At 39.2% G+C, this 16,655-nt stretch carries 10 protein-coding genes; all 10 read right to left on the bottom strand.

The genetic code is table 11. The features are described 5' to 3' along the window. Positions 1-441 precede the first annotated feature (441 nt). The 10 genes from AC07VK_RS11075 to AC07VK_RS11030 all read right to left on the bottom strand — a co-directional run bounded on the left by AC07VK_RS11075 (position 442) and on the right by AC07VK_RS11030 (position 16,638). Complete coding sequence (locus AC07VK_RS11075; protein ID WP_492960440.1) at positions 442-2,403, bottom strand: hypothetical protein; 1,962 nt, start codon at positions 2,401-2,403, stop codon at positions 442-444. 11 nt (positions 2,404-2,414) lie between these two features. Next, positions 2,415-3,818: a 3-keto-disaccharide hydrolase gene (locus tag AC07VK_RS11070; RefSeq protein WP_492953949.1), complete on the bottom strand. Its 1,404-nt coding sequence runs from the start codon at positions 3,816-3,818 to the stop codon at positions 2,415-2,417. A gap of 90 nt (positions 3,819-3,908) precedes the next feature. Next, a complete protein-coding gene (locus AC07VK_RS11065) occupies positions 3,909-6,197 on the bottom strand; it encodes a GH92 family glycosyl hydrolase (RefSeq protein ID WP_492960438.1) in 2,289 nt (762 codons plus the stop codon). A gap of 35 nt (positions 6,198-6,232) precedes the next feature. Then, positions 6,233-6,904, bottom strand: coding sequence for a basic secretory protein-like protein (locus AC07VK_RS11060; protein ID WP_492960436.1), 672 nt, complete (start codon positions 6,902-6,904; stop codon positions 6,233-6,235). A gap of 284 nt (positions 6,905-7,188) precedes the next feature. Further along, complete coding sequence (locus AC07VK_RS11055; protein ID WP_492960434.1) at positions 7,189-8,169, bottom strand: basic secretory protein-like protein; 981 nt, start codon at positions 8,167-8,169, stop codon at positions 7,189-7,191. A gap of 80 nt (positions 8,170-8,249) precedes the next feature. Continuing rightward, positions 8,250-9,221 carry a hypothetical protein gene (locus AC07VK_RS11050; RefSeq protein ID WP_492960432.1) on the bottom strand — a complete coding sequence of 324 codons (972 nt, stop codon included), beginning with the start codon at positions 9,219-9,221 and terminating at the stop codon, positions 8,250-8,252. Positions 9,222-9,279: 58 nt separating this feature from the next. Continuing rightward, entirely contained in the window at positions 9,280-11,112 is a 1,833-nt protein-coding gene (locus tag AC07VK_RS11045) for a RagB/SusD family nutrient uptake outer membrane protein (RefSeq protein ID WP_492960430.1), read from the bottom strand. A gap of 10 nt (positions 11,113-11,122) precedes the next feature. Next, entirely contained in the window at positions 11,123-14,344 is a 3,222-nt protein-coding gene (locus AC07VK_RS11040) for a SusC/RagA family TonB-linked outer membrane protein (RefSeq protein WP_492960428.1), read from the bottom strand. Positions 14,345-14,472: 128 nt separating this feature from the next. Continuing rightward, positions 14,473-15,033 carry a discoidin domain-containing protein gene (locus tag AC07VK_RS11035; RefSeq protein WP_492953956.1) on the bottom strand — a complete coding sequence of 187 codons (561 nt, stop codon included), beginning with the start codon at positions 15,031-15,033 and terminating at the stop codon, positions 14,473-14,475. Positions 15,034-15,762: 729 nt separating this feature from the next. Then, positions 15,763-16,638 (bottom strand): ROK family protein, encoded by an 876-nt coding sequence (locus AC07VK_RS11030; RefSeq protein ID WP_492960426.1) that lies wholly within the window; start codon positions 16,636-16,638, stop codon positions 15,763-15,765. Positions 16,639-16,655 lie beyond the last annotated feature (17 nt).

Below are 16,655 nucleotides of genomic sequence, written 5' to 3'. Positions count from 1 at the left end.
GCTGATGCAATAAATCGTTTTTATAGCGTTTATGTATATGAGAGCGTTAATTTAGATGATGGGGATTCTGCAATAGTGGAATCCCCATTTCTTTTTCTCATGAATTATGTCATCCTGAGCGTAGTCGAAGGATCTTTTCATTTAATAGACCCTGAAATAAATTCAGGGTGACGGGCTAACTTGAAGATTTCTCCATTTCGCTATGCTTCATCCGATAGCTATCGGATCGAAATGACGACGACCCGCAACAACAGAACTACCCTATACAAATCAAAGCGAAAAAATTTCATTCACAATACAATAAATCTTATTTACATCGTTTATGTATATGAGAGCGTTAATTTAGATGATGGGGATTCTGCAATAGTGGAATCCCCATTTCTTTTATAACAAAAAAACGGCTGGTATTTCTACCAACCGTTTCCTAACATTTAAACTCACTTATTTATTTAAAGAATTTATCCATCCTGCAATTTTTAAAGCTTCTGCTTTGGTTACTTGCGGCATTGGAGGCATTTCAGTTGAGTAACCCGGCCAGTTTTGTGGTTGTGGGTTGTGGATCAACTGAAATATTTTCTCTGCTGAATACTTACGTTTTGCAATTTCAACGAATGGCGGGCCAATTTGTCTTTTGGTTTGATTGTGGCAGGCCAGACAAGTATTTTTTGTTAATAAACCCTCTACTTCTTTAAAGGTAGGTGCTTTAGCCGTAGTTGTAGGCTTAGCTGGAGTAGCCGCTCCTTTTGCTCCAGGTGCTTTTCCAGTTGTTGCCTTTGGTGCAGCTGTTTTCTTAGCAGGAACATTTACCGGTGCCGCTGAGTTTTTAGTACTCACTTCGCTGGCAGAAAGTTTATTTCCATCAGGAATCTGGTTCAAGGTGTAATAAGCTACCGGATGAACTAAAGAGTAAAAACCATCTTGCGATCTTAAACCATCTAATGTTAAGGTATGGATATAATATTGACGAAGGTTTTGTACAATAATCCTGGCTTTTAATCCATCTGCCGAAACTTTAACGCCAGAGATTTTTAATTTCTCGGTGTTTACAGGTGGCGAACCATACACCGGGTGATATTTGTAAATAAAGCTTTCTGCATCATATGAAGCTAGATCTTCTGCCGATTTACGATCAACAGGCATGGTAAACTCCACTTCAAAACCATCAGGCATTGCCCTAACAGCTTTCATTTCGAAAGGGGTTTTATTGTTGTACACCAGTCTTTCTAAACCTTCGTTGGCATCACCTGCCGATCCCCAGCCACGGTTGGTTTCTCCAACAAACAACGAACCATCTGTACCCCATTCTAACCTTAATACTCCTGAACGGAAACCCTTACGGAAAAGGAAAGCAGCGCCTTGTTCCTCACCTTTCACCGTCTCCATAAAAATCCTCGAAATAATACTCATTCCCTGATCGCCAACTAAAATCTGACCAGCGAACGGGCCAAACGTGTTTGCAGGAATTTTAACAGGTTCTGCAGAAGAGATCCCCAAAATACCATAAGGCAACCAAACTGATGGCAAACGTAATTCAGGGAATACTTTCTTCATTTCGAATAAGGTTTTGAATGTTTCGTTTACCCTATTCTCTGGTTTAATGTATCTTCCTTGTTCGTTTTTGGTTCTGCGTTCGTCTATTTGCGAGTAAAAGAAATCTGACTGCAGTTTAACCGGAGAGTTAGGTAAGTTGGTCCATCTTAAACTGGCCGGATGCCCCATAAAATCGCCTTTATTTACTTTCCATAAACCACCAGAACCTACCCAGTCGCCTTGATTTTCGGTATAATAAAACTGTCCATCAATACTACCAATACCCGCTGGCGAACGGAAACCCGCAGCATAAGGGCTCATTTTACCATCTTCGGTAATGTTCATGGCCCAACCACGCATCGGCACACGGCTTTCTGCTCTCCACCATTCTTCATCGCCAAAGGCCACGTTTCCGGTAACCATAAAAGTACCATCGGGCATTAACTTTGGCCCAAAACTATATTCGTGGTAATGACCGCTTAAAGGCCATGCATAAATGGTTTCGTATACATCGGCTTTGCCATCCTGGTCCTTATCAACCAATTTGGTCAACTCGCCGCGCTGTGCCACATATAATGCACCATTTTTATAGGCAATGCCCAAAATTTCGTGCAAGCCATAAGCAAATCTGCGCCAGTAAGGCTTGGCACTTGTAGGGTTTTCTACAATGTACACTTCTCCCCTACGGGTAGAAATGCCCAAATCACCATTTGGCAAAGTAATCAGACCACCAACTTCTAAAATAGGGCCTTCGGGTACGCGTACTTTATTTATCCTGAAAAAATCTTCTTCTTTCGGTGTTTCTTGTGCAAAAACTGTAGTAAAGCTAAAACTTAATGCCAGTATTGCTAATTTTTTAAATGTATTTCTCATTGTCATTCCAATTAAAACAAAATGGTATAATTTAACTTAGTTCCAATAGCTACGATAACTTCTTTTTTGCCATCAACTTCTCTGATTACTGGTTTAGCAGTTCCTTCAGCAAGTTGTATATAGTAAGATTTATCATCAATCAGGTATAAACCTTTAGCTACTTCTTCGACATTAGAAGCAGTTGCCAATAGGAAATATAGGTCTTTTGATGCTTTATCAACAGCAATCTCTCTCGTTAAACCTTGTCCATTTTCCATCACCTTAACCGCATCGGTAACATTTGTTCCATTAATGATGTACTTAAACTCCGGACGGTCTTGTTTATCCATTACATACCCTTTAGTTCTGAAACCAGTACCAGCTGTATCAGCAATCCATTTATCCTGATCGTTCGCTAATTTTGAAATGGCTAAAATTGGCTTTTTAGTAAAACGGGTAACACTGCCCAAAGCACGTGAAGTACCATTTCCACGGCCATCCCACATTGGGGTAGCATCGATAAAATTGCCATGCCATCCCTGTAATAATGTACCATTATCTAAATCGTAGCTATAAGCAACTTTTTCTGGTCCGCCTACCGAAATAGCATGTACCGAACGTACCCTTGGCGCAACATCAACAAAACTTCTGATCATGTTGTTGCTTGCCGCTTCAATGTAAATTGGATCTGCCCCACCGTTTTGGTTGGGTTTTGGAATTTCTGAAAGTTCGTCAATCTGGATATTTCTGAACGCTACCGAACCATGATCGCCCTGTAAACGTAAAGGTCCTTTTGCTTTCTCAGCTCCTGCAGCTCCTCTGGTTGCACCAAATAGCTCAACATTTTCGTGAATCAGTACACCGTTTAGTTCGGCACTGATGATTTTAGCATTTTGCGTTTTCTTTCCTGATGCATCAAATTTTGGTGCCTGGAAGATAATTTTAATGTGCTGCCATAAACCTGGTGCTTTACTTGCATTCTGACGGGGAGCAACACCTCCAAACCCTTTTTCGGCTTCGGGTTTGCTATCGTCCCAACGTTGATAAATACCACCATTGTTTGATGAGCTTGGGTTTTTCAGTCCCCATGCATCGTCTATCTGAATTTCGTAATTACCTTGAAGATAAATACCAGAATTTGTTCCTTTTGCGGTTAAATAATCTAATTCTATAGCTACGTCGCCATACTCGTTTACGGTATATAAATCCGAACCCGCTTTTTTTGCGGTAGATTGATTAATTAATATCCCTTCACCTTTGGTTGTTTTTAAAACATTTTCGGCGTTTAGGTCGGCCACCACATTTTGGGCGAGTGACCATGAATTTGAAGGATTTTTAAAGGCTGAAAGATCTTTGAGATCAATACGCTGGCCAAATGCCAACAGGGTTCCGCAAAGCCAGAAAATGGCTGTAAAACCCGTCTTTGAGATGTTCATATACTTGGTTTGTTAGTTTTAGCCTAAAGCTAGATATTTCGTTTAAAATCCATCGGATAAATTGCTTTACCCGATGGATAATTATTTTCTCTATTTTTCTGTTGATAATGAATAAGGGAAATCAGCTGGGTTTGAACCTCTGGTTTTATTCGGCATTGCTGTCATATTGAAATTTAACACCGCACCTTTTTGCAAACCACTGTGGCTGATCCAGTTTTTAGAATATGGTTTACCGTTCATTTGTAACGACTGAACATAACGGTTGTTATCGCTATTGGCTGCCGCATTAATCACCACAGTTTTACCACTTTCTAAAGTAATGGTTACCTTTTTAAACAAAGGAGCACCTAAAACATACTGATCAACCGCTGGTGTTACCGGATAGAAGCCCATTGCAGAGAAAACATACCAGGCAGAAGTTTGTCCGTTATCTTCGTCACCACAATATCCATCGGGAGTGGCTTTATACATTCTGTTCATGGTTTCTCTTACCCAGTATTGTGTTTTATAAGGCGCACCACCGTAGTTATAGAGGTAAATCATGTGCTGGATCGGTTGGTTACCATGTGCATATTGGCCCATGTTTGCAATCTGCATTTCGCGGATTTCGTGAATTACACCACCGTAAGCGCTTTCATCAAATACGGGAGGCATCGAGAAAACTGAATCCAGTTTAGTTACAAATTTACTATGGCCACCCATCAATTTAGCTAAACCGTCAACATCCTGAAAAACCGACCAGGTATAGTGCCAGCTATTACCTTCGGTAAATGCACCGCCCCATTTAAATGGGCTGAACGGGCTTTGGAAAGTTCCATCCTGATTTTTGCCACGCATTAAACCCGAAGCCGGATCGAAAAGATTCTTGTAGTTCATGGCTCTTTTCTTATAAATATCGATCTCTGATGCTGGTTTACCCAAAGCTCTTCCCAATTGGTAAATGGTAAAATCATCATAAGAATACTCTAAAGTTTTAGCTGCATTTTCATTCTTTTTCACATCGAAAGGCACATAACCCAATTCGTTGTAATATTTAACACCATCACGGCCAACAGCTTCCATAGGTCCTTCATTGTTTGCGCCATGTTTTAAGGCCTGCCATAACGTTTCGATGTCGTAACCACGCATGCCCTTAATATAAGCATCAGAAACTACCGAAGCAGAGTTGTTACCCACCATAATATTTGCGTAACCCGGACTGCTCCACTCTGGCAGCCAACCGCCTTCTTTGTAATCGTTGATTAAGCCTTGCTGCATTTCCTTATTAATTGAAGGATAAACCAGGTTTAAGAAAGGATATAATGCCCTAAAAGTATCCCAGAAACCCGTTCCAGCGAACATATATCCTGGCAAAACCTGTCCGTTGTAAGGACTCCAGTGTACAATCTGGTTTTGTGCATCAATCTCGTATAATTTATTGGGAAAAAACAACGTGCGGTACATTGCCGAATAGAAAGTACGCGTCTGATCTATAGTACCTCCTTCAACCGCAATTTTACTTAAGGTTTTGTTCCAGGTTGCTCTACCTTTTGCTTTCGTAGCGTCGAAACCATCGTTGGCTAATTCTCTTTTTAGGTTTAAATCAGCCTGTTCAAAGCTGATAAATGAAGAGGCCACTTTTGCAATTACCTGCTCTCCTTTTTGTGTGGCGAAACCAATAACAGCGCCAGCATGATCTACCGTTAATTCTAAATCTTTATCATTAAGTTTTTTATCATCCCAGGTTTTGGCCAACTTGAAATCTTTGTTGAAATAGATGACAAAATAATTTTTGAAATTTTTAGGCAGTGGGCCACGGGCATATTTAGTGGTATAACCAATAATTTTCCTTTCTGCCGGAATAATTTTAATGTACGAGCCTTTATTCTGTGCATCTACGACCACATAAGCACTATCTGTTTTAGGAAAAGTAAACCTAAACTGTGCAGCACGTTCTGTTGGGGTAATTTCGGTGGTTACATCAGCATCTGCCAAATAAACGCTGTAATAATATGGTTTAGAAACCTCTGCTTTATGGCTGAACCAGCTTGCGCGGTCATCATCTGTGAATTTTAATTTACCTGTAACGGGCATAAGCGCAAAAGCGCCGTAATCGTTCATCCAGGGCGAAGGCTGATGTGTTTGTTTAAAGCCACGGATTTTGTCGGCATCGTAAACATAAGCCCATCCATCGCCGTTTTTACCAGTCTGTGGCGTCCACATGTTCATTCCCCAGGGCAAACCAATTGCTGGGTAGGTGTTTCCGTTAGATAGTGATGGCTTGGATGCTGTTCCCATTAAAGGGTTTATCCAATCTACCGGATCTGTAATTTTGCCTATTGTTTGCGCGAAACTGGTTGACGCCGCAACACTCAATAAAGCGATAAATAATCTTTTCATTTGTTGTGTTTGTGTTTTATATGCTTGTATTTATTTTAAACTTCCGAATTTTTAACGTAATCTGCCCAAAGTGCATCTAAATCTTTACCCGTTAATTTTGTCCAGATATCTTTGGTATAAGTATGATCTCTTAAAGAAGCATCAACGGTTTTAATAATGCCTGGTTTCACACTTTTCTCCATCCAGGCAAAAAAACCTGCAGTAATGCGATAACTATTTTTATAGCTATGATCTGGCTTTAAAGCTGGTAACGACCATTTAGCACCGGCATTATCGACCCCGAATTTATAGCGGGCATAATCGGCAATACCTTCTGTTAACCAGCCCGGGCCAACGCTTCGGCCATAGTCTTGTACAATGTGCATTACTTCGTGGGTTACGACATCAATATCTTCAGGATGTTTCACCATCCAGATCGAACTGAAGGTTACTTTACCATCAGCAGTTGCCGCTACCCCTTTGTAAGCCGTATCTACAAAAAATTTCACTTCTTTTATGGTGGCTGGATTATACTCTTTTGCTAGTTTTGGGTAAACTTCGAAAAAAGTTTTGATTAAGCGCTTTTTCAATTGAGGATCTAATTCCTTAAAATTGCTCTCGAACGATAAGGCATAACCACTCTTCTTTGTTATGTCCTGTGCTTTTAAATGAGCTGAAAAAGCCATAACAAGCATTACGAAAATCGAAAAAGTAAATATTTTTTTCATCTGTTTATATTGGTATTGGTGAATGGATTTTACTTTGGTTAGCATGTTTAGTTCTGCAAAATAAATATAATATGTAAAACGATTTAGTAAATGATCAAAAATTTTACTTTAGTGATGATTATTTTTACAAAACAGCGTGTCGTCATTTCGAGCGAAGTGCACCAGGGTTGAAAAATTTTGCTGGATGGATCGCTCCTCCAAAGGAGTTGCTTTGGAACATTTCACTGCGTTTCATCCGATAGCTATCGGATCGAGATGACGACCTTTCCATCTAGATAAATTTCTTATTTTTTGCTGCTATAAGTAAGGCTTACCTTTTGCTGTTCTTTACCGTAATCTTCCCAAAGCTGGTCGACAGTTTTTCCGGTTAGGGCTGCCCAAGACTGTTCGTTGTATTGATGTGCCCTTAACTGTTGATCTAAAGTAGCAATTAAGCCTGGTTTAACATTTTGCTCCAACCAGGCAAAAAACCTGGCGGTAATGCGATAACTATTTTTATAGCTCTGTTTTGCATTATAGTCTGGCAAACTCCATTTCGAGCCTACATTATCAACACCATATTTATAGCGTACATAATCGGCAATACCTTCGGTTAGCCAAACCGGGCCGGCACTATAGCCATATCCCTGCACAATATGCATGGTTTCGTGTGTTACCACATCGATATCGGTTGGATGTGCTTTCATGTAACCGGCACTAAATAAAATTCTGTTTCCGCTTGCTTCTGCAACCGCTTTGTATGCTGTATCTACCACAAAAAGTACATCGTGTGTGGATTTATCGTTAAATGTTTTAACTAAGGTTGGATAGATTTCGAAATAAGTAGCAATTAACTTTTTTCTTACCGTTGGATCTAAATTAGGATCTTTGCTGATAAAGGTTAATTCGTAACCTTTGTGTTTTTCTTTGCTATAAGAAACCCAGTTTTTTGCAAGTGCATCAAATAATTCTTTTTCGATTTTAGCTTGCGATTTACCTTTTACCCACCCGCTGTTTACCTTAATTTCTCCTGCTTTGGCTTTTATTGTTGGCGTTTCTTCTGTTACCAGGTCTAACACTACACTTCTTTTGGTACGGTATCCATCTGCCTGGGCAAATTTTGGATAGACCTGAAAAAAAGCTGCCTTAAGTTTGGCATCTACGATAGCATTGGTAGCACTGTCTTTATCGTTAATGGTAATTTTGTATTCTCTTTCTCTATTCTGAGCAAAAGTATTTGCACCTATAAAAGATATAAATGCGAGAAATAATAACTTCTTAATCATGATTTTTTGTGTGGGTTTTGAAAAGTAGAAATGATCTTGCTGTTGGCAAAATCATTTCTATGGGTTTATTATATTGTAATTTAATAAGTAATAGCTGGAAAATCGATTTTAGCTTTGGCCAGCATTGGCACCCAGTCTGCTCCTTTTTCGTCTTTCGATCCAAAAGCTGTTAATGCAAGTGGTGCCAAATCTGCTTTCGCTGCCCCGCTCCAAAAGTGAATAAATTCACCGAAATTCATTTTTCTGGTATATTGTTGATAGCTTTTACCTTGTACAGTGAGTTGTTGTTTAGGAAATTGTTGAGACAACAAGGTAAAGAAACCATTTAAAACCTTTGCTTTACCGTAGTTTTCATAAATTGGAAGAAACCAATTCTTGAACCATTGTGTTCCTGCCTTAGGATAACTGTCGGTAACGGTCATCATTTTATTGTACCAACGTTGTGCATCAGCGGTTCTATTTAAGCCTAAATACACATCGTATTGATAAATCTCCATCCACTTACTATCATGCCAGATATCGAAAGCCGGCGATTCTTTTACCCCTTTTGATGCGCCTTCTACAATGTGGCCAATTTCATGCGTAGATAAATCAATGTCATTATCAATGCCAGTGGTCCAGGCATCAAGGCTACTAGCGCCGCAATCGGTTACGTTTCTATAATCGTGACCTGCATCCAGATAAGTACCCGGGTGCCCCCCACTATATTTACCTGCATGATAAATTACAAATAAGCGGCTATCATCTCCGAATTTACCATAAGTTTTTTTTGTATAGTTCCAGGCTTCGGCCATATATGTTTTTGGCCAGGCAACAGTTGGTTTAACATCGCCGTCGTAATAAACCACTACGCTGGTATCGTAATAAATACGGTTTAACAATTGAACATGTTCAAACCAATGCTCCTTCCATGTTTTAGGTGGTGCATCTGGCGGATCTACGCTTTCTACGAACGGAGGCGCTGGCTTTACGGTTTCTAATGGTGCTTTTTTACTGTTGCAAGCTAACACAGCAAATAGTACAATTGCTGATAACGGTAAAATATTTTTCATAGCGCTAGTATTAATTGTTTAAAAAAAGCACCGGGTGAAACACCCGGTGCTATGCATTTTACCAGCCTGTATTTTGTACAATTACAGGAACTTTTTGAATTTCGCCATTTGGTATCGGCCACAAATAGTGTTTCTTTTGGAAAACCCTGTTTTCTACAACCACAGGCGTAAAAAATGCCGGTGCGTTTTGCGTGATATTTAAACCTCTGATTTGCGTATCAGTTGTTTCGGCAATTTTCCACTCTCTGGTGTAAAAATAACGGTCTAACTCGAAAGCAAGTTCAACGCGTCTTTCTCTGCGGATGGCTTCTCTCATGTTTGCGGGAATGGCAATTGCACCAGCACCACTGCCATAAGGGGCAATACCAGCTCTGGTACGAATTCTATTCAGGTAAATCAAAATATCAGGATCTGATGGATTTGTTTCCTGTAAAGCTTCGATATAATCCAGGTAGATTTCGGCTAACCTGATTACAGTAAAAATTGGTCTTCCTGTTGTCCAACCTGCAACGGTTAAGTGTTTTCTTGAAGTATAACCCGTTTTGGTATAATCGTTATTCGCAATTGCGCCTTTACCTGCATTACCACTATTGGTGAAATCGGTAATGATATTTGATTGCGGATTAATCCATTTACGACCGCTGTAAGTAATGCTCGAGTAAAAACGAGGCTCACGGTTTACAAACATATTGCTTATCGCTCTTGGTGTATTTTGATCATTGGGATCTGGTGCTTGATAACTAGAGGTTCCATTGGCAGTGTAAGTTGGGTCACTTTCTATAGGTAGGCCATTCGCGGTAAAAAATGCATCAACCAACTGTTGAGATGGTGATAAAAAAGAACCGCCTTTATCTCCACCGGAAGCACCATTATGATTGGGTGCCAAAGAATATTGATAAAATGTTACGTCGCCACCTCTACCGAAGATGATTTCAGAATTCCAACCGTTTAAAAACACATCTCTTGTAGCGATAAAAGCCCTGTTGAATGCCGTGTTTGGTAAGCCAGATGGCGTTGCTGAAACGTTATAAAGCGCATAGCTAGAATAATTTGGGTTATCTAAAAATGCTTTTGCAGCAGTGGCTAATCTAGTCCATTTTGCAGCGCTGTATGTTTGGTTAATTAATTGTTTTCCATCTGGATTTCTCAAACCAGCGTAATCAGCATTCCCATTAAATAATGGGCGGGCGGCAGTTAACAACGTTTTAATTTTGTATGCATCTGCAACTGATGCCGTGATGTGACCAAAATCTTCGTTTGCCTGTGGCGTAGCTGGAAGACCAGCAGCCGCAGCAGTAAGCTCACTTACTACATAATCAACACATTCATCCATCGAGTTACGTGGTTTACTGATTGCCTCAAGCGGTGCATCAGACTGAATTGGATCATTACCCAATAAAACTACCGGACCATATTGTCTGATTAAATGATAGTAATAAATTGCTCTTAAAGCTCTTGCTTCGTTAAAGTAACGGTTAACAATATCTATACCGCCAATATTACAATCTGTACATCTGGTAACGTTTGCCATAAAAGTACTGGCTGCCTGAATACCGCGGTAATAGTTTTGCCAGTGATAATTTACCTGTGCGCTGGTTGCATCCCAGGCACCTGTGTTTACGTTTTCGGTAAAGTTTGGCAACGTGTAATCTGCCTCATCAGAAGCGGCAGTCCATGGACCAATATTGCCTGCTGCACTTGCCGAACGATCTTGATTTTGTTCTGGCAAAGTAGAATAAACATTGGCTAAGGCCTGATCTACAGTGTTCTTCCTTTGGTATAGTTGCTCAAAGGTTAACCTGTCGTCAGGTACTTGATTCAAAAATTTCTTACAGCCATAATTGCCTACTAGCAGCAATGCACCAACTGTATATATAAGTGTTTTTTTCATTCTTTTAATTTTAGAAATTAGCTGTTAGACCTAAAGAATAGTTAGAGGTTAAAGGGTAACGGGTACCATTATTTGTGTTAAGCTCAGGATCCCAAAGTTTAAATTTGCTAATGGTAAATACGTTGTAACCCATTCCATAAATTCTGAGACGTTTGATACCTAATTTTTTGATGCCCTCTTTTAAAGTATATCCAAAATCAGCATTTTTCAATCTTAAGAAACTGATGTCGCGAAGCCACCAGGTACTTGCCTGATAGTTGTTATTGTTTGTTCCACCGTAAGATAAACGCGGATAAACTGCATCCTGACGTGGGTTGGTTGGTGTCCAACGGTCTGCAGCAACGGCTAACATGTTACCCAAACCGCCAGAGTTTGCGAATGATGGAATACCTAAAATGATATCTGCATTATCCTGACCTTGGAAGAATAATCCAAAATCGAAATTTTTATAGGTTAATGAGAAGCCGAAACCATAAGTTGTGCTAGGAAGATCTCCCCTACCAATGATTGTTCTATCGAAAGAGTCGATTTTTCCGTCACCATTTAAATCCTTGTATTTGATGTCACCTGGCATTAAAGTACCAAATTGAGTTGCACTTGCATTAATCTCTGCCTGGCTATCAAATAATTTTTCAGCAATATAACCTACACGAGTGGAAGCCAAAACGTTAAATCCACGCTGTTCCATCCAAGGGTAAGCCTGTGGAGCCTGATCGTTTTCGATTACTTTATCTTTGTTGAAAGTAACGTTCGCTCTCAAATTAAGCGACCAATCTTTACCCAATTGAGCATCATATTGAATGGTTCCATCGATACCTTTATTTTCTACGATACCCAAGTTACCAATTGGCGTGTTAGCCAAGCCAATATAATTTGGCACTGTTCCTCTGGAAATGAACTGATTTTTTCTACGTTCCTGAAAGAAATCGACGATTAATGATAAGTTATTGTTCAATGTTTTCAGCTCGAAACCTAAATCCTGTTTACGCGTTTCTGCCCAGGTTACATCTACCCCATAAGCTGTGACACCCAAGCCACCTGTAGTTGTACTGTTACCTGGCGTAATGTTTCCGTTCTGACCAAAAGTATAACTAGGAGAACCACCAACCTTGGTTAAATAATAGAAACGATCACTTTCGTTCTGTACGTAGTTTCCGCCACTACCACCACTACCTACAATACCATCAGAATAGCGGAATTTAACCATTTGAATGGCATTTTTTAATGGCTCAAAGAATTTTTCGTTTGACAATAGCCACCCCACACCAAATGCCGGGAAAAACCCGTAGCGCTTATCTGGTGCAAAGTTTTCAGAACCATTATAACCTACGTTTGCCTCGAAGAAGTACTTATCATCATAGGCGTAAGTTGCACGACTGGCAATACCTTGTAAACGATAAGGTAGAGAAAGCGTTAAGTTACCAGCGAATGGCGTAGTATTATCGTTTTGATTATACAACAATAAACCCGTTACGGCATGTTTACCAAAGGTACGGTTGTAATTAATAGCAGCTTCTAAGTATATTTTTTTATCACCACCATTACCAATACCATAGTTTAAGAATTCCTGACCTTGAAGGATTAACCCGTATTTGTAACCCGAAGCTGGGTTTCCAGGTACGATATATGGATCGCTTGGGTTAATTCTATACAAACTTTCTCTTCTTGTTCTGTTCACCGAGCTATTGGTGTTCACATCAAAAGAGAACATGGTTGTGGCTGATAAGCCCGGTGTAATTTCTTTCAAATCCTGGGTTAAACGAATGTTAGAATAAAGCTGGGTGCTGTATCCTACTCTGTATCCATTTCTGGTTACATCACCATAAGGGTTACGTTGATCGGCCTGCGGGCTGATACCTGGCAAACTTCCATTCGGATATAAAACCGGGAAAGAAGTTGGGTTGATTAAAAAAGCCTGGTTAAAAATATCTTGAGCCAATAAGTTACTTGGATAACTGGTTTGCGCTAAAATACCCTTAATACCTAAATCCAACTTGGTGGTCCCGGTAATATCCCAGTTTAAATTGGCACTTACATTATAGCGTTCAAAATTCTGTTTAGCGGCATCATTTACAGCTTCATCTGTTTTGAATAAACCATTTTCGCCATAATAACCTAATGAAACATAGTATTTTGCATTACTTACACCACCCGATAAATTGGCGGTAACGGATCTGTTTCTACCAAAATCCCTATAAATAGCATCAAACCAATCTACATTTGGATAAAGGATTGGATCTGTACCCGCTTGTGTTTTTTGAATGGCATCGATAGAATAAGCTGGTGTAAAAGCTCCTGCAGCACCAGCTCTTAAATAATCAGAATATTTAGCTTCGTTGGCTAAGTTCATATAATCTACCCCATCAATCAAATCGGGCTTTTTAGTGAAACGGCTAATGCCTTCGTAATATTCAACATTGATACGAGGGGCGCCGATTTTACCTTGTTTGGTATTGATTAAGATTACGCCGTTTGCACCACGAATACCATATACAGCAGTTGCAGCTGCATCTTTTAAAACGGTGAAGTTTTCTACATCGTAAACACTGATATCGTTCAGGTTACGGTTTGGAACACCATCAATAATTACCAACGGACCCCTATCATTCGCAGTTAGCGATGATACACCACGAATAAAAATATCAGATCCAGTAGCACCTGGCTCACCATTTCTCGATACGTTTACTACACCTGGTATACGACCAGCCAATAACTGACTCATACTAGATACTGGTTGTCTTAACTCAGAAGCTTTAACCGAAGATTGCGCACCAACCAAACTTTCTTTTTTCTGCGTACCGAAACCCACAATTGCCACCTCTTGCAAATTAGCACCTGCGGTTTCTTTTAAACGAATATCGAGTACCGTTTGGGTACCTACTGTAATTTCCTGGGTATCGTAACCCACGTAAGTAATAATAAGAACGGTATTTTGATCAGGAACCGTAATGGTAAAAGCTCCATTTACATCAGCAGCTGCACTGATAGAGCTGCCTTTTACTTTAACACCTGCCCCTGGCAACGGTGCACCTGTTTCATCTTTAATGATACCGCGTATCACAATATCAGCTTTAGCTTGATTAACTGAAACCGAACTGCTTATATTAATCGCTGAAGCATTAGCTGTTGCATAAAAACTGCTGCTTAAAGCTAAAGTAAAAGCGATAGCCTTAAAAGCACAATCTTTAAGCCTGAGCCTGCTCCCAGTTAAATTTGTATTTTTTTTCATCATAAAATTAGTTTGTTGTTAACAGAAATACTGTTGGTCTATTGATCAGTTGAAATAAATTTTATAGCCTACCGATTAATCCGGCAGAATAAATCTTAGTATGGTTATTTACAGCACAGTTTAACTGCAAATTACTGTTGCTCCTCAGGCACTTCAATTACGCGCCACTCAGATAACTGGAACAAAGAGCCGTTATTATTTGCCGTGATACTAAGCCTATAATATTTATACAGGACTTTGTTTTTGAAATTGTAGGTTTTAGTCATGTTACGGCCCGAAAATGTTTCACCTGTTCTCGTATCAAGATCTACCCAGCTGCTACCATCTGTAGAACCGCTTAATTTCCAGTTTTTAGGATCCCTATCAGGAGCATCGCCACCTGATGTTAAAGTATATGATGCCACTTGTTGAGGTGAAGGGAAGCTTAACTGGATATAAAGGCTCGACTGATAAGGATTGATCAGGAATTTCGAGTTAATATCATTATCCACTACCTTTAAAGATCCTTCTCCGGCAGAAGCCCCACCAGAGTTCTCTACGTTAACAGAGAGTGCGGCTTTTGCCGTTACATCAACTTTGGCTTTCCAGGTGAAAAGATCCACTGCAGGATATTCTTCTTTACCGCATCCAAAAAGTAAAGCCAGAGCAATACAGAGTCCGAAAGTGCTCCTGGTCATTTTTAAAAGATTCATAATTGATTAATTTATAGTTTGTTGGTTATTAAAATGTGCAATAGTTAATCGCAGATCAATGAATGATCAGGAATTTTAATTGATTTTTCAAGAATGTCTGATAGTTCTGAAGCCTTCTTCCGACACCGCACATATTCTACAGTAAAAACCCGTATTGAGACATAACCCCGTCTTAATACTAGTTACTTTAATTAAAATATCACGTAGCCTGCGGCCATACCAAAGCTGATTCAGTATTTTATTTATAAATGATTATTTAGTTTGTTTTGGTTTTTCCGTTGAAGATAGATCGGGGATAAATTATCATGTAAATTTTACTTCATTTAGCTCCTCCTTGTATTTCTGTATAAGTAGTTAGTTGCTTATTAGTTAAACTAAAACGTTTTAGTATCCCTTGATAAAAAAAAGCCTTGATTTTCATCAACACTTTACTACCTATTAAGTGATTGTAATCACTAAAACACTAATACTAAAACGTTTTATTAAACAATAATAAGAATATTATTGCAAACGAAAAATTTATTTCGATTTTTTTGAAAAAATAAACCAAAATAAAGCTAATTACACTAAAAACAAATGAGATACACACAAAAAAGGAGACACAAAATAGTATCTCTTCGTGTTAAAGAGCAAAAAACTGCAGAATTAATTGATTAAATTACAGTTCTGCAGTTTTTTCTTAAATAATCTATTCCAAACAATGAGATTACGACTATTAAAACCTAAAGTTTAGGTCAAACTTAAATCACAACAGCTGGCCGCACCAATTAATGCAGCATGTTCTTTCAGTTCTGAGATTTTAATTTCTGTTTCAACCCCATTACCTTTAAGTGTTGCAATTAATTCAGGGGCAAATGCACTAAACGATTGCGCAATATTACCGCCAACGATCACCGTATCAATTTTATGCTGTTTAATAATCGGAATTAAAAACTGAGCCAGGTTATAGCCAAATTCCATAAAAACCATCGTCGCAAAATGATTGGTTTCTACAATCGCAACCAATTCTTTAACGCCTTCTACGTCTTCACCACTCAATTGCTTAAAACGTTTTACGAACCAGCGCGTAGAAAGGTAATCTTCAGCAATTCCGTCTAAAAATTCAGAGTTCCACAAGTCTGCATCATAAGCTTTAAAGTTTAAACAAAGTGAAGATCCAAGTCCGGTTCCTAAAGTTAATCCCAATACGTTTGCATTTCCTTTTGCTGCGCCGGCAAAAACCTCTCCTTGTAAAAAACCTGCGGCATCGTTTATAAAGTGGATATTCTCTGCCGGAATATCCAATCTTTCAGACAATTCTTCTTTTACATTGATCTGGTAAAGTGATTTAAACTTTTCCTGATCTTTAATTAATGAAATACCTTCGCTATAATTAAAAGGACCTGGCATGGCAATTCCAACATTCCGGGCACCATTTTTAATATTTTTAAAAGCCTTATTGATGATATCGCACCATGCCGATAAAATCACTTCCTTACTCTCCTGCGAATTCACAGGGCTACGTTTGATAGAATCTTTAACCAAAGTTCTTGTTTCTAAATCCACCAATGCGGCCGTAATATGCGAGCCGCCAATATCTACACCTAATGCAACAGGCTTTTCCATTCTATATATATTTCTGT

It is taken from the genome of Pedobacter sp. GW821-FHT01D05 (assembly GCF_059422505.1).
Note: the sequence above shows the minus strand (reverse complement) of the source record. Positions and strands in the feature narration are given on the sequence as shown.